We start from the raw sequence: 26,541 nt of genomic DNA, 5'->3' as shown, positions 1-26,541 counted from the left end.
CGGATGAATCGGCGGTGCGGGACGGGCTGCGGCCGCGTCAGCCGGCGCGCAGGGCCATCGTCATCGCTTCCACCGCGAGCAGCGGGGCCACGTTGCGGTCCAGCGCCCGGCGGCAGGCGATCACCGCCTCTATCCGGCGCAGGGTGCGCTCCGGTGTGGAGGACCGGGCGATCCGGTCCAGTGCGTCCCGTACATCGACATTGGCGAGGGCGATCTGCGAGCCCAGCTGCAGCGCCAGCACATCGCGGTAGAAGCCCGTCAGATCGGTGAGGGCGAGGTCGAGGCTGTCGCGCTGGGTCCGTGTCTTGCGGCGCTTCTGCTTGTCCTCCAGCTCCTTCATCACCCCCGCCGTGCCGCGCGGCATCCGGCCTCCGGCGGTGGCGCCGAGCGCGGCCTTCATGTCCTCCGTCTCCTTGACGTCGACCTCTTCGGAGACCTGCTTCGCGTCCTCGGTGGCGGTGTCGATGAGCTCCTGGGCGGCTCTGAGGCAGCCACCGACGTCATCCACCCGGAGCGGCAGTTTGAGTACGGCGGCGCGGCGCGCGCGGGCCTTCTCGTCGGTGGCGAGACGGCGGGCGCGGCCGATGTGCCCCTGGGTGGCGCGGGCGGCGGACGCGGCCCGCGCCGGGTCGATGCCGTCACGCCGGATCAGCACGTCGGCGACGGCGTCGACCGGGGGCGTGCGCAGGGTGAGATGACGGCAGCGGGACCGGATCGTGGGCAGCACGTCCTCCAGCGAGGGCGCGCAGAGCAGCCACACCGTGCGGGGCGCGGGCTCCTCCACCGCTTTCAGCAGCACGTTTCCCGCGCCTTCGGTGAGCCGGTCGGCATCCTCCAGGATGATCACCTGCCAGCGGCCGACGGCCGGGGAGAGCTGGGCGCGGCGGACCAGCTCCCGGGTCTCCTTCACACCGATGGAGAGCAGGTCCGTGCGGACCACCTCGACGTCCGCGTGCGTGCCGACGAGGCTGGTGTGGCAGCCGTCGCAGAAGCCGCATCCCGGTGCGCCTCCCAGGGCGCGGTCCGGGCTCGTGCACTGCAGGGCGGCGGCGAAGGCGCGGGCGGCGGTGGACCGCCCGGAACCCGGCGGGCCGGTGAACAGCCAGGCGTGCGTCATCTTCGACCCGGGAGGCATCTGCTCCCCCGCGGAAACGGCGGTGACCAGCGCATCGGCGTCCCTGGCGGCGGCACCGAGCTGTTTTTGCACTCGGTCCTGGCCGACCAGGTCGTCCCATACGGTCATGGGTCACCGCCCTTCCGGTGGTGGTCTACGGCTCCGGCTTCCCATTGTGGGGGAAGGGTCTGACAATCCCGGCGATCCGGTCCGCCACCGGCACCCCTCCGGCCCGGCGCACGTGCCGGTGCCCCTCCCCCGTCAGGAACCGTTCAGCGGCGCGGGCGGCGGCCCCGTCCTGAGGTGCCGTGGTCCTCGTCGTCGCCGTCGTGGTCGCCGAGCAGTTCGTCGGCCAGCGTGGGCAGATCGTCCAGCGGGGTCTCCTCCGCCCAGTCCGGGCGGGGGCGGCGTCCGCGCTGAGGCCCGTCCTCGGCGGGCGGGGCCGCGCGCGGGTCGTTGATCTGCGGCAGTTCCCGGGTGCGCTCGTTCTCGTTCTCCGCCGTGCCACCGGCCGGGTGCTCGTCGCGGAAGAACCCCCGCGGGACCCGGTCCTCCGGCTGGTCGTCCCGGGTCTGCCGCACGTCGCGTACCGAGGGCAGCACCGACGTCTCGTCCGCGGAGCCCGCGGCGTCCCGTGGGGCGGGGCGCCCCGGCCGGTCGGTGAACTTCGGGAGCAGAGACGTCTCGGCGTCGCCGTCCGGCCTGGCCACCGGGGACGGCACCGGCTGCGTCACGTCGTTGGGGCGGACGACCGGCGTCGGTACCGTCAGCTCGTTGTCCGGGACGGACGCGGCCGCCTCCGCGCGGGCTGCCTCCGCCGCCGCGGCCGCATCGGCCTCGGCCTGTCGCCGGGCCGCCTCGGCGCGCAGCAGCGCCTCCTCCGCCTTGCGCTGCTTCTCCAGCCGGCGTGCCTCCGCCTCCTTGCGCAGCCGGGCCTCTTCCTCGGCCTGCCTGCGCAGCCGGGCCTGCTCGGCCTCGCGCGCCTGCTCCTCGGCCTCGCGACGGACCCGCTCCTCCTCGGCGATCCGGCGGGCTTCCTCGGCCCGCTGCCGGGCCTCCTCGGCCTGCCGCTCCGCCTCGCGCTGCTGGGCCTCCTGGAGCTCGCGGAGCCTGCGCTCCTCCTCCTCGGCGCGGAGCCTGGCGAGCTGCTGCTGGCGCTCGCGCTCCAGCCGCTCCTCCTCCGCCTTGCGCGCGGCCTCTTCCTCGGTCTTGCGCCGGACCTCCTCCTCGGCCGCCTTGCGCGCCTCCGCCTGAGCCTTGATCTCGGCCTCGGAGAGCGGCAGGAGCTGGTCGAGCCGGTGACGTACGACAGTGGTGATCGATTCCGGTTCCTGGCCGGCGTCCACCACCAGGTAGCGGGTCGAGTCGGCCGCGGCCAGCGTCAGGAAGCCGGACCGCACCCGGGCGTGGAACTCGGGCGGCTCGGACTCCAGCCGGTCGGGCGCCTCGGTGAACCGCTCCCTCGCGGTCTCCGGGTCGACGTCGAGCAGCACCGTCAGATGCGGCACGAGACCGCTGGTCGCCCAGCGCGAGATCCGGGCGATCTCGGTCGGGGAGAGGTCGCGGCCGGCGCCCTGGTAGGCGACGGACGAGTCGATGTAACGGTCGGAGATGACGATCGCGCCGCGCTCCAGCGCCGGACGCACGACCGAGTCGACGTGCTCGGCGCGGTCGGCGGCGTACAGCAGGGCCTCGGCCCGGTTGGAGAGCCCGGCCGACGACACGTCGAGCAGGATCGAACGCAGCCGCTTGCCGACCGGCGTGGCGCCCGGCTCACGGGTGACGACGACCTCGTGGCCCTTGGCCCTGATCCACTCGGCGAGCGCCTCGACCTGGGTGGACTTGCCGGCTCCGTCGCCGCCCTCCAGGGCGAGGAAGAAGCCGGTGGCGGCGGGTGCGACGGACGGCTCGCCGCCACGCAGCGCCTCGCGCAGATCGCGGCGCAGCGGCACTCCGGAGCGGTCGTCGGTCTTCGCGAGGACGATCGCGGCGACCGGCAGCAGCAGGGCTCCGATCAGCATCAGGGCGAACGCGGCGCCGCCGTGGGCGAAGACGAAATCTCCCACGGTCAGGCGGTGGGTGCCGATCGCGGCGGCCAGCAGCGGTCCGGCGACCGCGCCCAGCGCGATCAGGACCCGGACGACGGCCTGGAGGTGTTCGGCCGTCCTGGCCCGGCGGGACTCCTCGGTCTCCTGGTCGACGAGCGTGTGGCCGGTGTTGGCCGCGACGCCCGCCGCGTAGCCGGCGAGGACCGCGAGGAAGACCACGGTCGCCGTGTCCGGCACCAGACCCATGGCGAGGAGCGCGACTCCGGTGACGGCGGTGGCGAAGGCCAGCAGCCGCCGGCGCGACAGGGCGGGGAGCACCTTCTCGGCGGTACGGATGCCGACACCGGTGGCGCCCGTCAGGGCGAGGATCAGCAGCGCGAACGTGGCCGGTCCGCCACCGAGGTCGGCCGCGTGCAGGGCGGCGACGGCGGCCGCCGCGGCGATCGCCGCGGCGATCACGGCGCAGGTGCCGACGAGCAGCGGGAGGCTGCCGGTGCGGCCCTTGTCCGGACCGTTACCGCCGGCCGGCCGGCGCAGGCCCTCCAGGGGCGAGCGAGGGCGGGGCGTCGGCGAACCGGGAAGTTCGAGGAAGTAGAGGGTCGAGATCGAGGCGGAGAACAGTCCCGCCGCGACGTACGAGCCGAGGGCCGCCTGGTGGAAGGAGAACCACTCCAGCCCGGAGGAGAGCAGATTGCCGATCACCGTGGCGACCAGCAGCACGGCCGCGGCCGCGGGGACGGCGGCGAAGTCGGTACGGAGGGAGAGCCGGCGCAGGGCGTCGAGGTGGTCCGGCAGCGGGCGCACCGCGGCGCCCTCGATGGGCGGGGCGGGCAGCAGCGCCGGTGCGGCGCTCTCCTTGGCGACCGTCCACAGCCGTTCGCCGACACCGGTGACGAAGACGGTGATGAGGATCATCATGAGCGCCCTGTCGGGCATCCAGTCGATCCAGAGCGGTGCGACGACCAGCAGCGCGAGCCGCAGTCCGTCCGCCCCGATCATCAGCCATCGCCGGTCCAGCGGTCCGCCGGGCGCGACGAGCGTCGTCAACGGCCCGAGGAGTACGGCTCCGAAGAGAAGCGTGGCAAGGATTCGGGCACCGAAGACAGCGGCGACGGCAAAGGCCGCCCCGCGGAATCCGGATCCGAATGAGCCCTCGACCGCTGCTTGCAGCGACAGCAGGACCAGCACGAGAACGGCGAGTGCATCGCCGATCCCGCCGACGAGCTGGGCGCTCCACAACCGCTTCAGCGGGGGAACACGCAACAGGGCTCGTACGGCGCGCTCGCGTGAGTCTGCGGCAAGTGTGTCGGAGGTGGGGCTCACGACCGTTGGCTGCTCGGCTCGCGTCATCCGCCCAGCCTATCCGGAGCGGTCCGGTCGCCGGTGGCCCCGTCCGAACATACGGGCGTCCGGGGCGGGGATCGGCCGGCTGCGGGCGAGGCCCGGCCTCGGTCCGCCCAGGGAAAAGAGGCCGAAAGGAAAAAGCGCCCCCGGGCACCGGAGTCTCAGCACTCCGGCGCCCGGGGGCGCTCCTCGCGTCCGGTCAGTCCTCGGCCGAGGCCGACGACGCCGTCCTGGCCGGGGCCTTCTTCGCCGTCGCCGTCTTCTTGGCGGCCGTCGTCTTCTTGGCCGTGGTCGTCTTCTTCGCCGCCGTCTTCTTCGCCGCGGTCGCCGTGGTCTTCTTCGCCGCGGTCTTCTTCACGGTCGCCTTCTTGGCGGGGGCCTTCTTCGCCGTCTTCTTCTTGGCGGGTCCCTTGGCGCGCTTCTCGGCGAGGAGCTCGTAGCCGCGCTCCGGGGTGATGTCCTCGACGCTGTCGTCGGTGCGCAGCGTCGCGTTCGTCTCGCCGTCGGTGACGTACGCGCCGAAGCGCCCGTCCTTGACGACGACCGGGGCGCCGCTCACCGGGTCCGTGCCCAGCTCCTTCAGCGGCGGCTTCGCGGCGGCCCGCCCGCGCTGCTTGGGCTGGGCGTAGATCGCCAGGGCCTCGTCGAGCGTGATGTCGAAGAGCTGGTCCTCGGACGTCAGTGACCGCGAGTCCGTGCCCTTCTTCAGGTACGGGCCGTAGCGACCGTTCTGGGCGGTGATCTCGACACCCTCGGCGTCCTCGCCGACGACCCGCGGCAGCGACATCAGCTTGAGCGCGTCGGCCAGCGTCACCGTGTCCAGCGACATCGACTTGAAGAGGGACGCCGTCCGCGGCTTCACCGCGTTCTTGCCGGTCTTCGGCGTGCCCTCGGGCAGCACCTCGGTGACGTAGGGGCCGTACCGGCCGTCCTTCGCGATGATCTGGTTGCCGCTGACCGGGTCCGCACCGAGCTCGAAGTCGCCGCTCGGCTTGGCCAGCAGCTCCTCCGCGTACTCGACGGACAGCTCGTCGGGAGCCAGGTCGTCCGGGACGTCCTGGCGCTGGTGGCCCTCGGCGTCCTTCTCCCCACGCTCGATGTACGGGCCGTAGCGCCCGACGCGGAGCTTGATGTCGTTGCCGACGGGGAAGGAGGAGATCTCCCGGGCGTCGATGGCCCCGAGGTCGGTGACGAGCTCCTTCAGACCGCCGAGGTGGTCGCCGTCGCCGTTGCCCGCGGCGGACGCCGAGCCACTGGCGGCGTCGTCGCCCTCACCGAAGTAGAAGCGCCTCAGCCACGGCACCGACTGGGCCTCGCCCCGCGCGATGCGGTCGAGGTCGTCCTCCATCCGCGCGGTGAAGTCGTAGTCGACCAGCCGGCCGAAGTGCTTCTCCAGCAGGTTGACCACGGCGAAGGAGAGGAAGGACGGGACGAGCGCCGTGCCCTTCTTGAAGACATAGCCGCGGTCGAGGATGGTGCCGATGATCGAGGCGTACGTCGACGGGCGGCCGATCTCGCGCTCTTCCAGCTCCTTGACCAGCGAGGCCTCGGTGTAGCGGGCCGGCGGCTTGGTCGCGTGGCCGTCGGCCGAGATCTCGTCGGCGGACAGCGCGTCGCCCTCGGCGACCTGCGGCAGCCGGCGCTCGCGGTCGTCGAGCTCTGCGTTCGGGTCGTCGGCGCCCTCGACGTACGCCTTCATGAAGCCGTGGAAGGTGATCGTCTTGCCGGACGCGGAGAACTCGGCGTCGCGGCCGTCGCCTGTCCGGCCGCCGATCTTCACGGTGACGGAGTTTCCGACCGCGTCCTTCATCTGGGAGGCGACGGTCCGCTTCCAGATCAGCTCGTAGAGGCGGAACTGGTCGCCGGTCAGGCCGGTCTCGGCGGGCGTGCGGAAGCGGTCGCCGGAGGGGCGGATCGCCTCGTGCGCCTCCTGGGCGTTCTTGACCTTCCCGGCGTACGTGCGCGGCTTCTCCGGCAGGTAGTCGGCGCCGTACAACTGCGTGACCTGTGCCCTTGCCGCGGAAACCGCGGTGTCGGAGAGGGTCGTGGAGTCCGTACGCATGTAGGTGATGAAGCCGTTCTCATACAGCTTCTGCGCGACCTGCATGGTGGCCTTCGCCCCGAAGCCCAGCTTGCGGCTCGCCTCCTGCTGGAGGGTCGTCGTGCGGAAGGGGGCGTACGGGGAGCGCCGGTACGGCTTCGACTCGACGGACCGTACGGCGAACGCGGTGTCGGCGAGCGCGGCGGCCAGGGCGCGGGCATTCGTCTCGTCCAGGTGCAGCACCTGGCTGGAGCCGGGCTTCAGCTGTCCGTCCGAACCGAAGTCGCGGCCCTGGGCGATCCGCCTGCCGTCCACCGCGCTGAGGCGGGCGGTCAGCGTCGACGGGTCGGAGGCGTCACCGGTGCGGCCGGTGGCGAAGGTGCCGGTCAGGTCCCAGTACTCGGCGGAACGGAAGGCGATGCGCTCCCGCTCCCGCTCCACGACGAGCCGGGTGGCGACGGACTGGACACGGCCGGCCGACAGCCGGGGCATGACCTTCTTCCACAGCACCGGCGAGACCTCGTAGCCGTAGAGGCGGTCGAGGATACGGCGGGTTTCCTGGGCGTCGACCATGCGCTGGTTGAGCTCGCGCGGGTTGGCCACGGCGGCCCGGATCGCGTCCTTGGTGATCTCGTGGAAGACCATCCGGTGGACCGGGACCTTCGGCTTCAGCACTTCCTGCAGGTGCCACGCGATGGCTTCGCCCTCGCGGTCCTCATCGGTGGCGAGGAAGAGTTCGTCGGACTCGGCGAGGAGCTGCTTGAGCTTCTTGACCTGCGCCTTCTTGTCCGCGTTGACGACATAGATGGGCTGGAAGTCGTGCTCGACGTCCACGCCGAGCCGACGGACCTCGCCGGTGTACTCGTCCGGGACCTCTGCGGCGCCGTTCGGCAGGTCGCGGATGTGCCCGACGCTCGCCTCGACGACGTATCCGGGGCCGAGGTAGCCCTTGATCGTCTTCGCCTTGGCAGGCGACTCGACGATGACGAGTCGGCGGCCGCCCTGTGCGGTCTCGCTGGTCGGGGACAACTTCGCTCTTCTCTCCGGTCGACACTCAGTGGGCATCCGGGCAGCGCGATGACGCTGCCGACGGTGCTGTCGCTGCGGAGTGTGACGGTACAACCCGCCCCCGTGTCAAACGGCAAAAGCCCGCAACGGCCACTCGAACGGTAACCCGACTTCCGCCATTCCTGCCGCCCGGACCGCCCGATACGCGGTGCGCCCGGTCACCGCCTGCGGGTTTCGAGGTGCTGTGGCCGCGCTGCGGCGGTCGGGGGAGAGGGGCCGGGATCCCGGGCGTGTTCGCGGATCCGGGACCGGTGGCCGCCCGGTCGGGGCGCGGCGGGGACCCGGTGGCACCGGGGAGGGAAATGGATCAGACGTGAGTGAAGCACCACACGCCGAGGACGAGGAAAAGTACGCCGAACAGAGTGGCGAGTGCGGTGGAGACGACGGGGCTCACCCCGTGCGCGACCGGCGCGCGGTGCATGACTCGCGCCCCCGTCCAGACCAGCAGCGCGGCCCCGAACAGCGCGAACGCCGCCCCGGCGAAGATCGCAGGTCCGCTCTCCATGTCCGTACGCCTCTCTGTCCGGGCCCGGCCCGGAGCCGGTGCCTGCGCCGAGTCGCCTCGCGTCAGGGCGACGCTGCCACGCACGGGCGTCGTCGACACGAACCCCGGGTGAACTCCGGCCGCCGCATACCGCGGCGGTGACCGGCCACGGTCGGCCGGAGCCGGTGCGCGACGGCCGGATTCACATCACGTCGAGGGTCGCGCGACGCCTGCTGCCTCGTTCGAAGAAGGCCAGCAGGACGACGGCGAGCACCGCGTACCCGGCCCCCGTCGCCAGCTCGGCGCCGAGCCGCCCCCGGTCGAGGCCACCCCCCGCGGACAACTGCCGGGCGGCCTCGGCGGCATGGGTCAGCGGGAGTACGTCCCCGACGGCCCGCATCCACCCCGGCAGGGTCTCCCGCGGCACATTCGCCCCGGTGAGCAGGAGGAGTACGGAACTCGCCACGTTGGACACCAGGAACACGTCGCGGAACCGCAGGCCGAGCGCCCCCAGGGCGAGCCCGAAGGCGGAACAGCCGGCCGCGGCGGCGACGAGCACCGCACCGAGACCCGGCAGCGAGCCAACCGGAATCCGCAGCCCGAGCAGGAGGCAGGCGGCAGTGAGCGTGAAGACGCTGATGAGGAGGCCGTTCAGTACATAGGGAAGAGCGCGCCCGAACCAGAGCGGAGCCCGATGCCGAGGGCTCAGCAGCACCGCTCCGAGCGTGCCGTAGCGGCGCTCGTTGGCGATGGCCATGGTGCCGCCGTAGACGCAGGCGGTGGAGGCGGCGACCACGGCGTTGCCCAGCAGGTAGAAGCGGTCGTCGGCGACGCCGAGCTGCCGCCCGAGGAAGACGAAGAACAGCAGTTGCAGCAGCGGGCCGACCAGCAGGGTGCCGATGAACATGGGCGGTGTCGTCCAGTTGAACAGTGCCCGGTACGAGAGGGCGCCGCCGACCACGACGAGTCGCAGCGCACGGACGGTGCGCCGGGCGAGGTGGGGAATGCGGGAGAGCATGGGGGCGTAACTCCAGGGTGTCAGGCGAGGGAGAGGGTGGCGGCGGCCCGCGCGCGGCGTTCGACCCGCCCCAGGACGAGCACGGCGAGCAGCGCGTAGACCGCGCCGAGTGCGAGTGCGACGGCCATCGGGGTCAGCACCCCGCCGACGGACGCGCCTCCCGAGGTCGCCGCGTGCACGGCCCGCGAACCCCAAGTGGTCGGCAGCGCCCAGGAGACCGGGCGTGTCCAGTCCGGCAGCACCGTGACGGGCACGAGCATCCCGGACAGCAGCCACACGGGCGCGTCCAGCGGGTTGGCGAGCGCATTGGCGTTGCGCAGCAGGACGAAGGTGGCGGCGAGCAGCAGCCCCATCATCCCGAGCGACAGGACGCACACCGGTACGGCCACCAGGAAGAGCAGCGGGTGCGCGAAGTCGAGGGGCACATCGAAGAGCACGGCCCCCCAGAGCACGGTCGCGCCCATGGCGTACGTACCGATGACGGCTGTGGCCAGGGTGATGGGCAGCAGGACGAGGGAGAGCGGTGTGGGCGAGCTGACCAGCGTCTCCAGGGTGCCGAGCCATCGCTGGTTCTGTACGGCTCCGCCCGACCCGAAGAGCACCGAGGACCAGATGCCCATCAGCCCCGCCCCGACGGCCGCGGTGAGCAGCCGGTCGGGGTCGTCGGCGGCGCGGAAGAGATAGACGGCGAGGGTCGCGTACACGAGTGGCACGAGTACGGCGAAGGTGATTTCGATCGGTGAGCGGCTCATGTACGAGACATGGGTCCGCACTCCGACGGCGGTCAGGCGAAGGGCCCGCGACACGGTCATACCGCCGCCTCCTCGGACGGGGCGGCCACAGCGGTGCGGGAGCCGCCGGCCGGACCGGTGTCCGCGCCGTTGTCCGCACCGCTCCGTGCCTCCTCGGGCTGCGCGGCCTCCTCGACGATCGCGATGTACGCGTCCTCCAGGGTGGGTTCGCGGGTGACGACCCGTCCGATCCGGATCCCGTCGAGCGCCGCCAGGACCCGTGAGTGCAGCTCCGCGCCCCGTTCCGTCTGCACGATGACGGCCTGCCGGCTGCCCCGGTCCTCGGCCGCCACCCCCCGCACTCCCGGCAGTTCCCGGATGCGGTCGAGGTGCTCGTCGGCCGCCCCGTGGGCCTCGATCTCCAGGATGTCGCGCCCCTGCACCAGGGACTTGAGCCGCTCCGGGGTGTCCAGCGCCCGGATCGTGCCGCCCGCGATCACCGCGATCCGGTCGCACAACTCGTCGGCCTCGGCCATGTAATGGGTGGTGAGCAGGACGGTGGTGCCCCCGGCCCGCAGGTCGGCGACCGTACGGCGCAGGTCGCGCGCCGCCACCGGGTCGACACCGATGGACGGCTCGTCGAGGAAGAGGACATCGGGCTTGTGCAGCAGGCCGCGGGCGATGTGCAGACGCTGCCTCATGCCGCGCGAGTAACCCTCGACGCGTTCCTTCTCCCGGCCGGCCAGGCCGACCAGGTCGAGGAGTTCGGCGATCCGCCGCTTGCGGTCGCGCGGCTCGACCGCGTACAGCTCGGCGAAGTAGCGCAGATTGTCGAGGGCGGAGAGCCGGTCGTACAGCCCCCGGTCGCCGCCGAAGACGTAGCCGATCCTGCGGCGTACGGCCACCGGGTCGGACGCCACGTCGTGTCCGAGCACGCGGGCGGTGCCGGAGGTGGGCAGCAGCAGGGTGTTGAGCATCTTGATGGTCGTGGTCTTGCCCGCGCCGTTGGGGCCGAGCAGTCCGAACAGCTCGCCGCGCGCCACCTCGAAGCTGACGCCGCGCACGGCCTCGGTCACGGTGCGGCGGGGGCGCAGGAAGCCGGTGCGGCTGGTGTAGGTGCGGCGGAGATTGTTCGCCTCGATCGCAAGCATGGCGCGGACGCTAGGCCCGTACGTGCCGCACCCGCCATTGATTCGGGCGCTGCCGAATCGTCGTTCACACCCCGGTCCGGTCAGGAGACGGCGCGGAGCACGTCCTCGCCCGACAGCAGTGCGAGCAGCGCCCGGCCGGTGTCGGTGAGCTGGTAGTAGACGCTGCGCCCGACCCGGTGGCGGGTGACGACGTCCGCCTCGGCGAGGACGGACAGGTGCTCGGAGACCGTGCTCGGTGCGAGGCCGAGCCGGTCGGCCAGGCCGGCTGTGGTGAGCGGTCCGCCGAGCTGGCGAAGGACCGAGGCCCGGCCCCGCCCGAGCAGCACACCGAGCCGGTCGGTGGCCTCCGGCCCGGTCGCGGCCCGCTCGCGCAGCGCGCCCGCGCCCCTGGCCTGGAAGGAGACGGCGAGGACCTCGGGATCATCGGTGGAGTAGAGCCGGCAGCCCTCGGCGAAGACGAGCGGGACCAGCAGGAGCCGCCGCTCGCCCGCCCGGTACTCGGCGTCGATGTGCTTGGTCAGCTCCAGCACGGGCGGGGTCCACCTGGCCTGTGCCTCCAACCCCGCGAAGAGCGCGTCGACGCCTTCGGTCGCGAAGGTCCGGGCACGGATGAGGACTTCGTCCTCGACCAGACGCCGCATGGTCGGCCAGTGGGGCGCCAGCGCGCCTTCCCAGTACGCGGCGTACGCGTCGGCGAGTGCGGCGCAGGCCGCCTCGGGGTCGTCCAGGTAGGGGCGGATGCGGGGATGGTCCTCCAGCCCCGCGTAGTGCTCCTGGATCCCGGCCCGGACGGCCTCGGGCGGCGTCGCCCTGATGGTGTCCAGCTCCGTCTCCACCGACGACGCCCCGACCGGACGGGGAAGCAGGAAGTCCGGGAAGTTGGTCCGGCCGTCGATCAGCAGCCGCAGCGCCGCGGTCCGGTCGTCCTCGCGCAGCACCTTGCGGGCCCGTACGGCCCACTCCTCGTACGGCCAGGAGGGTGTGCGGTGCGGCTTGATCAGATGCAGACTGCAGAAGGCGTCCCACAGCGGGCTGATGGCGATCCTCGTCGCACCGAGCGCCGCCTCGTCCAACTCGATCCGGATCACCGCGCCGCCACACTCCCCACCGGCCTCATCGCATCCCCCTCACCCGTCGACGCGCGCCCCGTCAGGCCTGCCCCGCCGGCGTCAGGAAGCCTTCCTCCACCAGCAGCCGGATCGCCTGCGGCGTGCGGTCGCGCAACAGCACCGGGTCCTCGTTCATCAACTGCGCGATCGCGTCCAGGATCCTGCCCGCGGGCAGGGTGCCGTCACAAACGCCGGCGAAGCCCGCTCCGACCGCGTCCACCTTCGTCGCGCGCCGCATGCCGCGGTTCTGACGCAGCACCACATGCTCGGGGTCCTCCGCGCCGGGCAGGCCGACCTGTTCCTGCACCACCTCCGGTGCCAGCGTGAAATGGTCGGCGAGGAGAGCCGCGTCGTCGTGGGTCCGCAGGTAGTCCTGGCGCGCGAAGTGGGCCTCCACCGCCTCTCCGAGCGGCTGCTCCACCGGATGCGGCCACTCCTCGATCACGATCGACGGGTTCTCCACAGCCGATTCCGACTTCCGCAGCGTGATCCAGCCGAAGCCGACGGCCTTCGTCTTGAGGGCCTCGAACTCGTCCAGCCATGCGTCGTACCGCGCGGCGTACTCCACCGGGTCCGTGCGGTGGTCGCCGCTGTCGCGCAGCCACAGCTCCGCGTACTGCGTGATGTCCTGCACCTCGCGCTGGATGATCCAGGCATCGCAGCCGCGCGGCACCCACGAACGCAGCCGGCTCTGCCACTCCTCGCCCTCGACGTGCTGCCAGTTGGCGAGGAACTGGGCGTACCCCCCGTCGGCCAGCCGGTCGCCGGCCTGCTGCACCAGCGTCCGGCACAGGTCGTCGCCGCCCATGCCGCCGTCGCGGTACGTGAGGCGGGCGCCGGGCGAGATGACGAACGGCGGGTTGGAGACGATCAGGTCGTACGTCTCGGTGCCGACCGGCTCGAAGAGCGAGCCCTCGCGCAGATCGGCCGGTGCGGCGCCGGACAGGGCAAGAGTCAGCCGGGTGAACGCGAGAGCCCGGGGGTTGAGGTCCGTGGCCGTGACCCGGGTGGCGTGCTGCGCGGCGTGCAGTGCCTGGACACCGGAGCCCGTACCGAGGTCGAGGGCGGAGGCGACGGGCCCGCGGACGGTGATCCCGGCGAGGGTGGAGGAGGCCCCGCCGACGCCGAGGACCACTCCCTCCTCGTGCGAACGGATGCCGCCCGCGCCACCGACCGCGCAGCCCAGGTCGGAGACGATGAACCAGTCCTGCGTCTCGGGCCCGCTGTACGGCCGCACATCGACGGTGGCCCGCACCTCGTCGCCCTCGCGGACCACCCAGCCGTCCTCGATGCACTCGTCCAGCGGAAGGGCGACGCGCGCCTGTTCGCACGGGACAGGGCGCTGGAGCAGAAAGAGCCGCACCAGCGTGTCGAGCGGGGAGTCGCCACGGGTGGCCCGCAGCGCCGGGACCGTCTCGCTGCGGGCGAGCGCGGCGTAGGCGGGCGCGCCGAGCAGGTCGAGGAGCCCGTCGGCGGTGAAGTCGGCGGCAAGCAGGGCTTCGCGGAGCCGGGGCGAACGGTCGGACGCGGGGAGACTGGTCTTACTCACCCGCCCATTGTGGCCGTTTCCACCGACAACGGCACCGGCCCGGCAGCCACGGGGGCTGCCGGGCCGGTCGTGAAGCAGCTGTCAGGACTTCTTGCTGGGCGACGCGGACGGCGAAGCGGGCTTCTTCGAGGGCGTGGCGGCGGGCGGGGCCGAGGCCGTCGGCTTCTGGCAGCCCGGCTGTTTGGCCATCGCGGCGCCGACCTCTCCGGACTGGAGCTTCTTCAGCGCCTGGTCACCATTGGTGCTGATCTTGTTCAGCTCGTCGGCGATGCCCTTCAGACCGTCGGCGAACTTCGCCTGGTCCTTCGTGTCGAGCGCGTCGACCTTCTTCTGCAGCTTCGCGTACGCGGCCGAGGAGGCGTTGAGCTCCTTCACGGCCTCCTTCTGCGTGGTCTCACCGTCGTCGACCGGCGGTGCGCCCGCCGAGTCCACAGCCGCGCCCAGCGCCTTGTACGCCTGCGAGATCTGCTGGAAGGCGGTCGAGTCGGTCTTCTGGACATCGGCGGGCTTGCTGTTGTCGGCGGTCTGCTGCTGGATGGCGGCGTTGGCGTTCGCGATCTTCTGCAGCTGGGGCTTGACCTGGTCACATACCTTCTTGGCCCAGTCATTGACCTTGTTGTCGCTGCTGTTGTCGTCGCTGCAGCCCGACAGCGCAAGTACGAGTACCGCACCGCCGGACAGTGCGGCTGCAAGCTTCTTGTTCACCGGATCGGTCCCTTCCAAGGCTCTCGGCCCCGGAACTTACACGCCAAATGAGCTCCATCCGGGTGCTGAGCGTCCGATGGATAGCCATTTGTAGCCATTTGCACCAAGCGAAATGAGGGAGATACAACTCACGCGCGAACGGGTGAACGCATCCGACACGCCGACAAGCGGCTCGGTCGACGGACTTCGTGCGAGCTGACGAACAGACAGCCGGGACACGGAAACGGGCCCGGCGAGGGGCCGGCGGACCGACCGGCGGGGCCGGCAGCCGGGAGCGGACCGGGCGGACCGGGGTGGACCTGGGTGGACCGGGAGTCGCACGAACGGCCGCAGCCGGGCGAGGGCGAGCGGGCAGGGTCCGGACGGGCGGACGGGCGGACGGGCGGACGGGCGGACGGGCGGACGGGCGGACAACACATCAGAATGCGTCGTCCGCCCGTCCCTTGACGGGTCCCTTCCCGTCCCGAGGCCGGTCAGGTACTGCCTGCAGTTCTTCGCCCTTCTCCCTGCACGCCCCTCAGGAAACGGCCGCCGGATCGCTCGACTTGGCGGACGCGCCGCCGTCCTCGTCCCCGCCACCGGATTCTTCCTCGTCGCCCACGGCGATCCCGCGGCGCTTCGAGGCATAGACCGCGCCGACGATGACCAGGAGGGCGAGCACCGCCACCACGGCACGGACGCCCGCGCTCGCGTCCGCCCCGTAGCTGAACTGCACCACCGCCGGGGCGATGAGCAGCGCCACCAGGTTCATCACCTTGAGCAGCGGGTTGATCGCCGGTCCCGCCGTGTCCTTGAACGGGTCGCCGACCGTGTCACCGATCACGGTCGCGGCGTGGGCGTCGCTGCCCTTGCCGCCGTAATGACCGTCCTCGACGAGTTTCTTGGCGTTGTCCCAGGCCCCGCCGGAGTTGGCGAGGAAGACCGCCATCAGTGTCCCGGTGCCGATCGCGCCCGCGAGGTACGAACCGAGCGCTCCGACGCCGAGGGTGAATCCGACCGCGATCGGGGCCAGCACTGCGAGCAGCCCGGGCGTGGCGAGCTCGCGCAACGCGTCCTTGGTGCAGATGTCGACGACGCGCCCGTACTCCGGCTTCTCCGTGTAGCTCATGATCCCGGGGTGCTCACGGAACTGCCGCCGCACCTCGTAGACCACGGCCCCGGCGGACCGGGACACCGCGTTGATGGCCAGCCCGGAGAAGAGGAAGACCACCGCCGCACCGAGGATCAGCCCCACCAGGTTGTTCGGCTGCGAGATGTCGAGGCTCAGAGTCATCTCCCCGGCCTTGGCACCCACGTCGTCGACCGCCGTGGCGATCGCGTCGCGGTAGGAGCCGAAGAGCGCCGCCGCCGCCAGAACGGCGGTGGCGATGGCGATGCCCTTGGTGATGGCCTTGGTGGTGTTGCCGACGGCGTCCAGGTCGGTGAGGACCTGGGCCCCGGCGCCGGTGACGTCGCCGGACATCTCGGCGATGCCCTGCGCGTTGTCGGAAACGGGTCCGAAGGTGTCCATCGCGACGATGACTCCGACGGTCGTGAGCAGCCCGGTACCGGCGAGGGCCACCGCGAAGAGCGCCAGCATGATCGACGTACCACCGAGCAGGAACGCCCCGTAGACGCCGAGTCCGATCAGCAGCGCGGTGTAGACGGCGGACTCCAGACCGATGGAGATCCCGGCGAGTACGACGGTCGCGGCGCCGGTCAGCGACGACTTGCCGATGTCCCGGACGGGGCGCCGGTTGGTCTCGGTGAAGTAGCCGGTCAGCTGCTGGATCAGTGCGGCCAGCACGATGCCGATGGCGACGGCGACCAGGGCGAAGATGCGCGGGTCACCGCCATGGGTGGTGATCGCACTGTCGGTGACACCGTCCAGGTCGGCGTACGAGGACGGCAGATAGACGAAGACGCCCACCCCCACCAGGACGAGCGAGATCACCGCGGAGATGAAGAATCCGCGGTTGATGGCGGTCATCCCGCTGCGGTCGGCGCGCCGCGGGGCGACCGCGAAGATGCCGATCATCGCGGTGACCACGCCGATCGCCGGGACGATCAGAGGGAAGGCCAACCCGGCGTCGCCGAAGGCCGCCTTGCCGAGGATGAGCGCGGCAACGAGTGTCACGGCGTACGACTCGAAGAGGTCGGCCGCCATGCCCGCGCAGTCACCGACGTTGTCGCCCACGTTGTCGGCGATCGTGGCGGCGTTGCGCGGGTCGTCCTCGGGGATGCCCTGCTCGACCTTGCCGACGAGGTCGGCCCCGACGTCGGCGGCCTTGGTGAAGATGCCGCCGCCGACCCTCATGAACATGGCGATCAGCGCGGCACCGAGCCCGAAGCCCTCCAGCACCTTGGGGGCGTCGGCGGCGTAGACGAGGACCACGCAGGAGGCACCGAGCAGCCCGAGCCCCACCGTGATCATGCCGACCACGCCGCCCGTGCGGAAGGCAATCTTCATCGCCCGGTGCGATACCTCGGTGAGATCTTTTTCCGGTTCGCCTTCTGCCGGAGTCGCCTCGCGCGCGGCGGCTGCCACACGCACATTGCTGCGTACGGCCAGGCGCATGCCGATGTATCCGGTGGCCGCCGAGAAAAGCGCGCCCACCAGGAAGAACAACGAGCGGCCCGCACGCTGCGACCAGTTGTCGGCAGGAAGCAGCAGAAGCAGGAAGAACACCACGACGGCAAAGATGCCGACGGTGCGTAGCTGCCGGGCCAGATAGGCATTGGCGCCTTCCTGGACGGCTGCAGCGATCTCCTTCATGCGGTCGGTGCCCTCGCCGGCCGCCAGCACCTGGCGTACCAGCAGCCGGGCGACGATCAGTGCGGCGACGGCGACGACCGCGACGGCGATCACGATGACACGGTTGTCATCGGTGAGCACCGCGGCCGCGAGGGCGGTGGGTCGGTCGGAAAGTGCGGAAACTTCGGGCAGTTCTGCCAGTGGTGTGTTGAAGAAGCCCGCCATACGTCCTCCTTGACGCTCAGCGCTCAAGACGTGGACGGATTGTAGGGAGCAGAGCCTGATCAAAACAGTGTGCGGGAAATGTAAATCAACAATCGCCCACCGATCGATATTTGATCGCGTCCTACATTGCTCCGAATGCAGTAATGGGGCAGGCGCATTGTCAGCAGATCATCGATCAAGCAGAAATGAAAAAGGCCCTGCTCGGCAGGGCCTCAGAAAGCGGATCAAGGACGGTGGATCAGGCGCAGCCGGTACGGGCGGGCCCGCCGGGACGCGGGTGGCCTCAGGGAAGCACCGTTGCGGGCAGCTTCGGCCAGCTCATCCGGATCACTCCGCCGTCGGCTCCCGAGCTGACTTCCACATCGTCGACCAGACCGCTGATGACCGCGAGACCCATCTCGTCCTCGCCGTCGATATCGGCGTCGGGCGCGTCGAGCCCCGCCCCGGGCGTGGCGCCGGATGCCCCGGGGCCTGTCTCGGCCCCGGTTTCCTCACCCGGGCCGGGCACCCCGTCACCGACCTCGATCGAGAAGGACTTCTCCTCCTCGATCAGGAGGACGGTGACCGGAGCGGTGATTCCGTAGCTGCGATGCAGCCCCACGGCGCGGCTGCAGGCCTCACCGACGGCGAGTCTGACCTCGTCGAGCACTGCCTCGTCGACCCCGGCCCGGCGCGCCACCGCGGCCGCCACGAGGCGGGCCGTTCTGACGTGTTCGGGCTGGGCGCTGAAGCGGAGTTCAACGGTGGCCATGCGATCCCCCTCAGACATACGGGCCTGCATCCCAGGGGCCCGGGCATACTGCCCGGCACCCTGCTCTCTTCCTCCGGAGGCCATGAGGCCACCGGTCACCGGTGCTCGGCAGACCTGCCGGCGACCGGCCGGGCGAAGGACCGTCCTGACGAACGGCCTGCCCGCCCTGGCGGCCGACCGACGGTTCGCCCGGCCTGCGACATACGGGCCTGCGGAACAACGGCAGCCGTCTTTTGGCAGCCCACGGCCACCCTCCGGCCACCCGCGTCGAACCGGCGCGGTCCGGCTTCCGGGATGCCACTGAACCGGCATCCCGAAGATCCACCGAACCGGTCGCCCGCCGAACGGGTCGTCGGACCACCTGCCGGACCCGGTTGTCCACCGGGCCGGCCGCCTTCCGTACCGACTGCTCCGCCGGACCGGCGCGAACCGGTCCGAGCGCGAGCCGGCCGTCAGTCGGTGGCCGCGACCGCCTCGTCGACCGTGGTGTGGATGGGGAACACCTTGGTCAGACCAGTGATCCGGAAGATCTTGAGAATGCGCTCCTGGTTGCAGACCAGGCGCAGTGAGCCCTCATGGGCCCGGACACGCTTCAAGCCGCCCACGAGCACGCCGAGGCCGGTGGAGTCGAGGAAATCGACACCTTCCATGTCGACAACCAGGTGGTAGCTGCCGTCATTCACCAACTCGACCAACTGCTCGCGCAGCTTGGGCGCGGTATACACATCAATCTCGCCACCGACCTCGACGACCGTACGGTCGCCACCAGGGCCGGACACATTGCGAGTCGACAAGGACAGGTCCACGGATCCTCCAGCACCTTGCTATCGAGCGGTCGCCCCTCGGTCTCCCCGACGGAGCCAGGGGACGGATCGCCAGCCGCGATGGCATTCAATCACTTACCAGCAGCCATGCACGACGCCTTGGGACCATTGTCCGTCACAGCGGTGACACACTCGGTGCCGATGGCCAAGAATCACCGCCCCAGTCGACCACCCGAGAGCGGGGACTCCCGCCCCTCTCCCGCCATGGTCCTCGACCGGCTCGCCGCAGGGGCGGGCCGGGCCGCGCGCATCACTCATACGGAGCACTTGCCCCCGCGCGGGGGAACCCATGCCATCTGGCCGGATCGCATCCGACCGGAAGTGGTCGCCGCCATCCAGGAAGCCGGAATCGTCCGCCCGTGGGCGCACCAGGCGGCCGCCGCCGAACACGCGCTGGACGGCGAATCCGTGGTGATCGCCACCGGAACGGCCTCCGGCAAGTCGCTCGCCTATCTGGCCCCGGTCCTCAGTGCCCTGCTCGACGGCTCGGAGGCCCCCAACGGCCGGGGCGCGACCGCCCTGTACCTCGCGCCCACCAAGGCGCTCGCCGCCGATCAGCGGCGTTCGGTCAAGGAGCTCGCGGCGCCGCTCGGCAACGCGGTGAGACCCGCGGTCTACGACGGCGACACCCCGGTCGAGGAACGCGAATGGGTACGTCAGTACGCCAACTACGTCCTGACCAACCCGGACATGCTGCACCGCGGAATCCTTCCGTCCCATCCCCGCTGGTCCTCCTTCCTCCGCGCGCTGCGCTATGTCGTCATCGACGAGTGCCACACCTATCGCGGTGTCTTCGGCTCCCATGTCGCCCAGGTGCTGCGCCGCCTCCGTCGCCTCTGTGCCCGGTACGGGGCCGATCCGGTGTTCCTGCTCGCCTCGGCCACGGCGGCGCAGCCGTCGGTCGCCGCAGGCCGTCTCACCGGCCTCAGGGTCATGGAGGTCGCCGACGACGCCTCGCCCCGCGGCGAGCTGGTCTTTGCCCTGTGGGAGCCGCCGCTGACCGAGCTGCACGGCGAGAAGGGCGCCCCGGTGCGCCGTACTGCCACCGCCGAGACCGCCGACCTGCTCACCGACCTGACCGTCCAGGGCGTCCGTTCGGTCGCCTTCGTGCGCTCCCGGCGTGGCGCCGAGCTCATCTCCGTCATCGCCAAGGAGCGGCTCGCCCAGGTGGACCCGTCGCTGCCCGCCAGGGTCGCCGCCTACCGCGGTGGCTACCTCCCCGAGGAGCGCCGGGCCCTGGAACGCGCCCTGCACTCCGGCCGGCTGCTCGGCCTGGCCGCCACCACCGCCCTCGAACTAGGCATCGACGTCTCGGGCCTGGATGCCGTCGTCATCGCCGGCTACCCCGGCACCCGGGCGTCGCTCTGGCAGCAGGCGGGCCGCGCCGGGCGCGCCGGCCAGGGGGCCCTGGCCGTCCTGGTGGCCCGCGACGACCCGCTGGACACCTACCTCGTCCACCACCCCGAGGCGCTGTTCCAGCAGCCCGTGGAGTCGACCGTGCTCGACCCGGACAACCCGTATGTCCTCGCCCCCCATCTGTGCGCCGCCGCCGCGGAGCTTCCGCTCACCGGGAGCGACCTGGAACTGTTCGGCCCCGCCGCGGCCGGACTGCTGCCGCAGCTGGAGGCGGCGAAGCTGCTGCGCAAGCGGGCGTCGGGATGGCACTGGACCCGCCGGGAGCGGGCCGCCGACCTCACCGACATCCGCGGCGAGGGCGGCCGCCCGGTCCAGATCGTCGAGGAGGGCACCGGCCGGCTGCTGGGGACCGTCGACGAGTCGGCGGCGCACACCGCCGTCCACGAAGGAGCCGTCCACCTCCACCAGGGCCGCACCTATCTGGTCCGGAAACTGGATCTGGAGGACTCGGTGGCCCTGGTCGAGAAGGCCGATCCGCCGTACTCGACGACCGCCCGCGACACCACCTCGATCGCCGTCCTGGAGACCGACAGCGAGATCCCGTGGGGCGACGGAAGGCTCTGTTACGGCTCCGTGGAGGTCACCAACCAGGTCGTCTCCTTCCTCCGTCGAAAACTGATCACCGGCGAGGTCCTCGGCGAGACCAAACTCGACCTTCCGCCCCGTACTCTGCGCACCCGCGCCGTGTGGTGGACGGTCACCCAGGACCAGCTGGACGCCGCCCGTATCAACCCGGAGATCCTGGGCGGTGCCCTGCACGCCGCCGAACACGCGTCGATCGGGATGCTGCCGCTCTTCGCCACCTGCGACCGCTGGGACATCGGCGGCGTCTCCGTCCCCTTGCATCCCGACACCCTGCTGCCGACGGTCTTCGTGTACGACGGCCACCCCGGCGGCGCCGGATTCGCCGAGCGGGCGTTCCACACCGCGCGCGGCTGGCTCATCGCCACCCGCCAGGCCATCGCGTCCTGCGAGTGCGAGGCGGGCTGCCCGTCATGCATCCAGTCCCCCAAGTGCGGCAACGGCAACGACCCGCTGCACAAGCGGGGCGCCGTCCGCCTCCTCACCGAACTCCTCCGGTCCGCCCCGCCGGACCCGGAGCAGCCGCGGAGCCCGGCGGGCCCGGACCGTCCGTCGCAGGGCCCGCCCGAGCCCTGATCTCCGGTCCGTACGGCCCGAACCGCGCCCGGGCCGTCACGTCGGCGATCTCCCCCTGCACGGCGCAGCGCACCACCACCGCGCCTTGCGCCACGGCCACCTCCCTGGCCGCCCGGCACGCCGCCTCCGCACCCTGCAGGGCGCGATCGGCCGCTGCCAGGGCCGCCAGGTCCGCCGCCCCGGCCGCCCGGTGCCGGGCGGCCACCGCCTGTCCGAGTGCGAGCACGACCGCGAACACCGCGCAGAGTGAGGCCGCGGTCATCGCCACCCAGACCGTGGCCACACCCCGGTCGCTCCCCGCCCCACGCCCCCGCCCCAAGGCACCCAGCACCCGCCGCGCCCACCGCTCGGTCGCGCCCGCCATCGCCCGCACCGCCCCCGTCACGGCTCCGCCTCCACCAGGTCCTCGGCCGACGCAGCCGCGTCCGCTCTCAGCGTCAGGGACAGCGGGCCGGGTCCGGGCATCGGTGCCGTCACCCGTACCCGCCACAGCTCCCCGGCCCGTTCCACCGCGATCCGGGCTCCGTCGGGTGCCGCCGAACGAGCGACCGCAACCACCTGCGCCTCCGGTTCGGACCGCGCCGCCGCCCTCGCCCCGGCCCTCGCCGCATCCACGCAACGGATCTGGGCGCAGGCGGCCATCAGCGCCCAGAGCAGGGCCAGGGCGAACAGCACCAGCGCCGGGATCACCATCGCCGCCTCGGCCGTCACCGCGCCCCGGTCGCCTCCCCCGGCACGGCCTGCGCCTCCGCCACCGCCCCGGCCGGCCCTGCCCTTGCCACCGGCCCCGCTCCCGGTGCTCCCCTCAGGCCTTCGCATCGAGCGCGCCCGTGATGACCGACTGCAGCGCCGCCACGACGGGCGCACTGGTGACCACCTTGTAGAGCACCGCCGCCAACGCGCAGGCCGCGATCGTCCCCACCGCGTACTCGGATGTAGTCATTCCGCCATCCGAGCGGGCCCGGCGGATCACGCCTCGCATCCAGCCCATCATTCGTTGTGCCATTTCAGCCCCCGCAAATTTTCCATCTCTACCGAATAGATACTTTTCGTTACTTCGCGATCAACCGGCGTGCAGCAGACCGGCCGCCAGACCGATGACCACGGGCGCCACCCCGACGGCCAGGAAGGCGGGCAGAAAACACAGCCCCACCGGCGCTGTGATCAGGACCCCGGCCCGCTGGGCGCGCGCCGCGGCCGCACTCGAACGTTCGGCCCGCATCGCCTCGGCCAACCGGGCCACCGGCTCCGCCGCCGGAGCGCCCGTCGAACCCGCCCGGTCCAGACAGCGGGCCAGCGCACCGGCACCCGGCAGCTCGCCGAACCTCCCCCAGGACACAGCAGGTTCACCCCCCAGCCGGATCTCCGCCGCGGTCCGCGCAAGCCGTTCGCCGATCGGACCGCCCAGTGATTCCCCGACCGCCTCCGCCGCCTCCCCAGGGCCGGCGCCGGCCGAGATGCAGGCGGCCAACAGGTCGGCAGCCAACGGCAGCCCGCGTGCGGTCTCGGCGGCGTCCACCGCGGAAACCGCAGGTATGCGCCGTCGCCGCGCCCGCAGCCACCGCCACGTTCCGTACGCCCCCGCCAGTCCGGCCGCGCACCCCCACGGCCCCCCGACGAGGATCCAGCCCGTCACGACAGCGCCCAGCGGCGCCGCCCACTCACGCGCCCGGGCCACGGAGACCGGGCTCCCGCGCCGCCGCTTCGCGGTTCCGACCGCCAGCAGCGCCTCGCCCCGGCGGCGCACCATCCGCTCACGCCTCCGCCCGGCCAGCGAGAGGGCCACGCAGACAACGACACCCAGGGCCGCTCCCGAGAGCCCCGGTCCGTGGACGACTCCCGCAACCCCACCGGCCACCGCGCTCACACCGCCTCCCCCGCCCGTACGATCCGGCCGGCCCAGCAGAGACCGGCCGTCTCCAGCAGTGCGCCCGCGACGAGGCAGGCCAGCCCGGCCGGAGTGTGCAGGAGCACCCGAAACGGATCCGCGCCGAGCGCCGCCCCCAGCCCCAGACCCAGCACCGGCAACAGCGCCAGCACCGCCACCGTCGACCAGGCGCCCGCCAGCTGCGCCCGCAACTCCTCCCGCCGACGCCGCTCGGCACGCAGCGCGCCCTCCAGGCGGTCGAGCCCGGCCGCCAGACCGGCTCCGCCGGCCACAGCCACCCGCCAGCAGGCCGCCACCCCGGCAAGCCCTTCCAGGCCCGGCTCGCGCGCCGCCTGCCCGAGCGCCCCCGGCACATCGCCGCCGAACCGCGCGGCAGCCGACACCGCGGCTTCCGCCACGTCCATCGCCGCCGCCCCACGCACCGCGACCAGCAACGCCTGTCCCGGCTCATGCCCGGCCCGGAGCTCGCCCACCACCGCGCCGCAGAGCGCCACCACTGCGTCCGCCCGACGCTCCCGCTCCTGCCTCCCTGCCCGCTTCCGCAGCCACCGCCGCACCAGGGGCACTGCCACCACGCCCGCGACCAGGGGCAGGACGGACTCCCCCAGCACGGCGAGCACCAGCGCCACCGGCAGACACAACCACTCCCGGCGCTCCCGGAACACCACCCGGCACCATGCCCGGACCCGCTCCCGGCCGATCCGCGGCCCCGGTTCCGCCGCCCCGTCCACGAACAACAACCGTGCCCGCCCGGGGCCTTGCCCGACCATCAGCCAGGCCGCAGCCCCCGCGCACACGGCGGACGCGTACGTCACACACTCCGGCGCCGTCACAGCGCACCTCCGGTCAGCGACCGCAGCCGCCCCCAGCCCCGCTCGCGGACGAACCCGTCACCGCCCCACCGAAGCGCCGGAACGGTCACAACCAACCCGGCCGCGTCCCGCTCCAGGACCTGCACCTCGGCGAGGCGCCGCAGCCCGGCCCGGTCCCGTACGAGATGGACCACCACCGACAATGCCGCCGCCAACTGGCTGTGCAGCGCCACCCGGTCGAGACCGGCCGCCGTGCCCAACGCCTCCAGCCGGGCCGGGACGTGCTCGGCCGCATTGGCGTGAACCGTCCCGCACCCGCCCTCGTGGCCGGTGTTCAAGGCGGCCAGCAACTCGGTGACCTCGGCACCGCGCACCTCTCCGACCACCAGCCGGTCGGGCCGCATCCGCAACGCCTGCCGCACCAGGTCCCGGAGGGTCACCTGCCCGGCCCCCTCCTGGTTTGCGGGGCGGGACTCCAGACGCACCACGTGCGGATGGTCCGGCCGCAGTTCCGCCGAGTCCTCGGCGAGCACGATCCGTTCCCACTCCCCGACAACGCCCAGCAGGCTCGACAGCAACGTGGTCTTCCCCGCCCCGGTCCCACCACTGATCAGGTACGAGACCCGGGCCTCGACCAGCGCCCGCAGCACCCTGTCACCACCCGGCGGCACGGTCCCCGCCTCGACCAGTTCCGCCAGCGAGAACGCCCTGGGGCGCACCACCCGCAGCGACAGGCAGGTGGAGCCGACGGAGACCGGCGGCAGCACCGCATGCATACGGGTCCCGTCCGGCAACCGGGCGTCCACCCAGGGCCGGGCGTCGTCAAGTCGGCGTCCCGCCACCGCCGCGAGCCGTTGTGCAAGCCTGCGCACCGCGGGGGCGTCCCGGAAGGTCACCCCGGTGAGTTCGAGCCCGCAGCCCCGGTCAACCCACACCCGGTCCGGGGCGGACACGAGAACGTCGGTCACCGCCGGATCGGCAAGAAGCGGCTCCAGCACCCCGGTGCCGACCAGTTCGCCGCGCAACTCCTCCGCCGCGCCCAGCACTTCGGTGTCACCGAGCAACCTGCCCTGGGCGCGCAGCGCGGCCGCCACCCCGGCCGGGGTCGGTGCGGCACCGCTCTGCGCCAGCCGTTGCCGCACGGCATCGAGAAGGGCATCGGTCATGACACACCTCCCCCGCCGAGACGTCCGACGCCCCCACCGGATCCGCCGCCCTCTCCGACGCCTCCGCCGGCAAGTGCCTGTTCCCAGAAGGCCGTACAGAATCTGGACAGCGGCCCGCGACTACCGGAGCCGGGCGGCACACCACTGTCCTGCGCCCCCAGCAGCCCTGATTCCACGGGGAGTTCACCGGCGAGCGGCAGGTCGAGCGCCCGGGCGACCCAACGCCCGTCCAGGCCCGCCGCATAGGGGCCGCGTGCCACGACCCGCAGATCGTCCAGGACCATCCCGGCCATCGACGCCACCCGCTTCGCGGCGGCGACCGCCCGCAGCTCGCCCGGGACCACGAGCAGTCCGAGATCCAGCTGCGCCAGCGCCTCGGCCACCGGCTCGTCGACCCGGCGAGGCAGATCGACGACCACCACCCCGCCGAGCCTGCGCGCGGCCGCCAGCACCGCTTCCATGGCCTGCGCCGGAATGGTCACCCAGTCGTCACGGCCCCAACTGAGCACCCGCAGTCCATGCAGCGCGGGCAGGGACTCCTCCAGCGCGCCGCCGCCCAACCGCCCTTTGGAATGAGCGAAATCCGGCCATCTCATCCCTTCCGCCCGCTCGCCGCCGAGCAGCACATCGATGCCACCGCCCAGCGGGTCGCCGTCGATGAGCAGGGTCCGTCGCCCCGCCCTCGCCGAGGCCAGGGCGAGTGCGCAGGCAAGTGTCGACGCGCCGGCACCGCCTCTCCCGCCGATCACTCCCACCGTGAGGGCCGGGCGGCCCACCCCTTCGGCCGCGTTGGCGATCTGATCCACCAGCCAGCTCTCCGCGTCGGGCAGCCGCAGCACATGCTCCGCCCCGATCTCCACTGCCCGCCGCCAGACGTCCGGGGTGTCCTGGTCGTGCCCTACGAGCATCACGCCCCGCCTGCGCACGGCTCCGCGGCACCGCAGAGCCGCGTCGTCACCCACCAGGACCATCGGAGCCCGCTCCCAGCCGCCTCTGCCCTCGGGCAGAGCGTGGTGCACCTCGGGCTCCGCCCCGGCGGCCGCGCACAGCCGCAGCAGATCATCGAGCAGATCCACGTCTTCGGTCACGATCAGCGGTCCGCTCCGCCGCTCCCCGGCGACCGGCAGACGATCTCGTGCGATGGATTCAGCCACGTTCTCCGCCCCTTCCCACTCCACCTTCACCACGGTTTCGCGGCGATCTCG

Annotated in this window: 21 protein-coding genes; 1 reads left to right on the top strand and 20 read right to left on the bottom strand. The window is 72.1% G+C overall.

Annotation, left to right across the window (positions count from 1 at the left end; genetic code table 11):
- Positions 1–37: 37 nt before the first annotated feature.
- The 13 genes from ACFVXE_RS12910 to ACFVXE_RS12850 form a co-directional block, all read right to left on the bottom strand.
- Positions 38–1,243, bottom strand: coding sequence for a DNA polymerase III subunit delta' (locus ACFVXE_RS12910; protein ID WP_389671197.1), 1,206 nt, complete (start codon positions 1,241–1,243; stop codon positions 38–40).
- Positions 1,244–1,386: 143 nt separating this feature from the next.
- Positions 1,387–4,512 carry a dTMP kinase gene (gene tmk, locus ACFVXE_RS12905; RefSeq protein ID WP_389671195.1) on the bottom strand — a complete coding sequence of 1,042 codons (3,126 nt, stop codon included), beginning with the start codon at positions 4,510–4,512 and terminating at the stop codon, positions 1,387–1,389.
- A gap of 193 nt (positions 4,513–4,705) precedes the next feature.
- Positions 4,706–7,576 (bottom strand): type I DNA topoisomerase, encoded by a 2,871-nt coding sequence (gene topA, locus ACFVXE_RS12900; protein WP_389671193.1) that lies wholly within the window; start codon positions 7,574–7,576, stop codon positions 4,706–4,708.
- Positions 7,577–7,922: 346 nt separating this feature from the next.
- A complete protein-coding gene (locus tag ACFVXE_RS12895) occupies positions 7,923–8,120 on the bottom strand; it encodes a hypothetical protein (RefSeq protein WP_389671191.1) in 198 nt (65 codons plus the stop codon).
- 181 nt (positions 8,121–8,301) lie between these two features.
- A complete protein-coding gene (locus ACFVXE_RS12890) occupies positions 8,302–9,117 on the bottom strand; it encodes an ABC transporter permease (RefSeq protein WP_389671189.1) in 816 nt (271 codons plus the stop codon).
- 20 nt (positions 9,118–9,137) lie between these two features.
- Positions 9,138–9,929: an ABC transporter permease gene (locus ACFVXE_RS12885; RefSeq protein WP_389671187.1), complete on the bottom strand. Its 792-nt coding sequence runs from the start codon at positions 9,927–9,929 to the stop codon at positions 9,138–9,140.
- The gene (locus ACFVXE_RS12880) at positions 9,926–10,999 is read right to left on the bottom strand and encodes an ATP-binding cassette domain-containing protein (RefSeq protein WP_389671185.1); all 1,074 of its coding nucleotides are present in this window, start codon (positions 10,997–10,999) and stop codon (positions 9,926–9,928) included. The genes ACFVXE_RS12885 and ACFVXE_RS12880 overlap by 4 nt, the downstream gene beginning before the upstream one ends.
- 80 nt (positions 11,000–11,079) lie before the next feature.
- The gene (locus ACFVXE_RS12875) at positions 11,080–12,087 is read right to left on the bottom strand and encodes an ArsR/SmtB family transcription factor (protein ID WP_389671183.1); all 1,008 of its coding nucleotides are present in this window, start codon (positions 12,085–12,087) and stop codon (positions 11,080–11,082) included.
- 61 nt (positions 12,088–12,148) lie between these two features.
- The gene (locus tag ACFVXE_RS12870; protein WP_389671181.1) at positions 12,149–13,657 is read right to left on the bottom strand and encodes a methyltransferase; all 1,509 of its coding nucleotides are present in this window, start codon (positions 13,655–13,657) and stop codon (positions 12,149–12,151) included.
- An 81-nt stretch (positions 13,658–13,738) separates the two neighbouring features.
- Entirely contained in the window at positions 13,739–14,362 is a 624-nt protein-coding gene (locus ACFVXE_RS12865; RefSeq protein ID WP_389671179.1) for a small secreted protein, read from the bottom strand.
- A 517-nt stretch (positions 14,363–14,879) separates the two neighbouring features.
- Entirely contained in the window at positions 14,880–17,321 is a 2,442-nt protein-coding gene (locus ACFVXE_RS12860; RefSeq protein ID WP_389671177.1) for a sodium-translocating pyrophosphatase, read from the bottom strand.
- A gap of 283 nt (positions 17,322–17,604) precedes the next feature.
- Entirely contained in the window at positions 17,605–18,072 is a 468-nt protein-coding gene (locus ACFVXE_RS12855; protein WP_389671175.1) for an ATP-binding protein, read from the bottom strand.
- Between the two features lie 452 nt (positions 18,073–18,524).
- Positions 18,525–18,878, bottom strand: coding sequence for an STAS domain-containing protein (locus ACFVXE_RS12850; protein ID WP_003967428.1), 354 nt, complete (start codon positions 18,876–18,878; stop codon positions 18,525–18,527).
- Positions 18,879–18,956: 78 nt separating this feature from the next.
- Here ACFVXE_RS12850 and ACFVXE_RS12845 point away from each other — a divergent pair, with 78 nt between their 5' ends.
- Positions 18,957–21,470: a DEAD/DEAH box helicase gene (locus ACFVXE_RS12845; protein WP_389671173.1), complete on the top strand. Its 2,514-nt coding sequence runs from the start codon at positions 18,957–18,959 to the stop codon at positions 21,468–21,470.
- Here ACFVXE_RS12845 and ACFVXE_RS12840 read toward each other — a convergent pair.
- From ACFVXE_RS12840 to ssd, 7 genes are all read right to left on the bottom strand, one after another.
- A complete protein-coding gene (locus ACFVXE_RS12840) occupies positions 21,376–21,834 on the bottom strand; it encodes an Rv3654c family TadE-like protein (RefSeq protein WP_389671283.1) in 459 nt (152 codons plus the stop codon). The genes ACFVXE_RS12845 and ACFVXE_RS12840 overlap by 95 nt on opposite strands.
- 17 nt (positions 21,835–21,851) lie before the next feature.
- Positions 21,852–22,181, bottom strand: coding sequence for a TadE family type IV pilus minor pilin (locus ACFVXE_RS12835; protein WP_389671171.1), 330 nt, complete (start codon positions 22,179–22,181; stop codon positions 21,852–21,854).
- A gap of 94 nt (positions 22,182–22,275) precedes the next feature.
- Positions 22,276–22,476 carry a DUF4244 domain-containing protein gene (locus ACFVXE_RS12830; RefSeq protein ID WP_389671169.1) on the bottom strand — a complete coding sequence of 67 codons (201 nt, stop codon included), beginning with the start codon at positions 22,474–22,476 and terminating at the stop codon, positions 22,276–22,278.
- A 57-nt stretch (positions 22,477–22,533) separates the two neighbouring features.
- Positions 22,534–23,337 (bottom strand): type II secretion system F family protein, encoded by an 804-nt coding sequence (locus ACFVXE_RS12825; protein ID WP_389671167.1) that lies wholly within the window; start codon positions 23,335–23,337, stop codon positions 22,534–22,536.
- Positions 23,334–24,128 carry a type II secretion system F family protein gene (locus ACFVXE_RS12820; protein WP_389671282.1) on the bottom strand — a complete coding sequence of 265 codons (795 nt, stop codon included), beginning with the start codon at positions 24,126–24,128 and terminating at the stop codon, positions 23,334–23,336. The genes ACFVXE_RS12825 and ACFVXE_RS12820 overlap by 4 nt, the downstream gene beginning before the upstream one ends.
- Before the next feature lie 59 nt (positions 24,129–24,187).
- The gene (locus tag ACFVXE_RS12815; protein WP_389671165.1) at positions 24,188–25,336 is read right to left on the bottom strand and encodes a TadA family conjugal transfer-associated ATPase; all 1,149 of its coding nucleotides are present in this window, start codon (positions 25,334–25,336) and stop codon (positions 24,188–24,190) included.
- Complete coding sequence (gene ssd / locus ACFVXE_RS12810; protein WP_389671281.1) at positions 25,333–26,424, bottom strand: septum site-determining protein Ssd; 1,092 nt, start codon at positions 26,422–26,424, stop codon at positions 25,333–25,335. The genes ACFVXE_RS12815 and ssd overlap by 4 nt, the downstream gene beginning before the upstream one ends.
- Between the last annotated feature and the right edge of the window lie 117 nt (positions 26,425–26,541).

The organism is Streptomyces sp. NPDC058231 (genome assembly GCF_042882275.1).
GTDB lineage: Bacteria > Actinomycetota > Actinomycetes > Streptomycetales > Streptomycetaceae > Streptomyces.
Note: the sequence above shows the minus strand (reverse complement) of the source record. Positions and strands in the feature narration are given on the sequence as shown.

What these genes read in the sequence shown, in the direction of transcription:
- ACFVXE_RS12895 (WP_389671191.1), bottom strand. Translation starts at nt 8,120, where the DNA reads ATGGAGAGCGGACCTGCGATCTTCGCCGGGGCGGCGTTCGCGCTGTTC.
- tmk (WP_389671195.1), bottom strand. Translation starts at nt 4,512, where the DNA reads ATGACGCGAGCCGAGCAGCCAACGGTCGTGAGCCCCACCTCCGACACA.
- ACFVXE_RS12840 (WP_389671283.1), bottom strand. Translation starts at nt 21,834, where the DNA reads ATGGCGGGCGCGACCGAGCGGTGGGCGCGGCGGGTGCTGGGTGCCTTG.
- ACFVXE_RS12885 (WP_389671187.1), bottom strand. Translation starts at nt 9,929, where the DNA reads ATGACCGTGTCGCGGGCCCTTCGCCTGACCGCCGTCGGAGTGCGGACC.
- ACFVXE_RS12830 (WP_389671169.1), bottom strand. Translation starts at nt 22,476, where the DNA reads ATGGCACAACGAATGATGGGCTGGATGCGAGGCGTGATCCGCCGGGCC.
- ACFVXE_RS12880 (WP_389671185.1), bottom strand. Translation starts at nt 10,999, where the DNA reads ATGCTTGCGATCGAGGCGAACAATCTCCGCCGCACCTACACCAGCCGC.
- ACFVXE_RS12815 (WP_389671165.1), bottom strand. Translation starts at nt 25,336, where the DNA reads ATGACCGATGCCCTTCTCGATGCCGTGCGGCAACGGCTGGCGCAGAGC.
- ACFVXE_RS12910 (WP_389671197.1), bottom strand. Translation starts at nt 1,243, where the DNA reads ATGACCGTATGGGACGACCTGGTCGGCCAGGACCGAGTGCAAAAACAG.
- ACFVXE_RS12860 (WP_389671177.1), bottom strand. Translation starts at nt 17,321, where the DNA reads ATGGCGGGCTTCTTCAACACACCACTGGCAGAACTGCCCGAAGTTTCC.
- ACFVXE_RS12855 (WP_389671175.1), bottom strand. Translation starts at nt 18,072, where the DNA reads ATGGCCACCGTTGAACTCCGCTTCAGCGCCCAGCCCGAACACGTCAGA.
- ACFVXE_RS12890 (WP_389671189.1), bottom strand. Translation starts at nt 9,117, where the DNA reads ATGCTCTCCCGCATTCCCCACCTCGCCCGGCGCACCGTCCGTGCGCTG.
- ACFVXE_RS12845 (WP_389671173.1), top strand. Translation starts at nt 18,957, where the DNA reads ATGGCATTCAATCACTTACCAGCAGCCATGCACGACGCCTTGGGACCA.
- ACFVXE_RS12820 (WP_389671282.1), bottom strand. Translation starts at nt 24,128, where the DNA reads ATGGTCGGGCAAGGCCCCGGGCGGGCACGGTTGTTGTTCGTGGACGGG.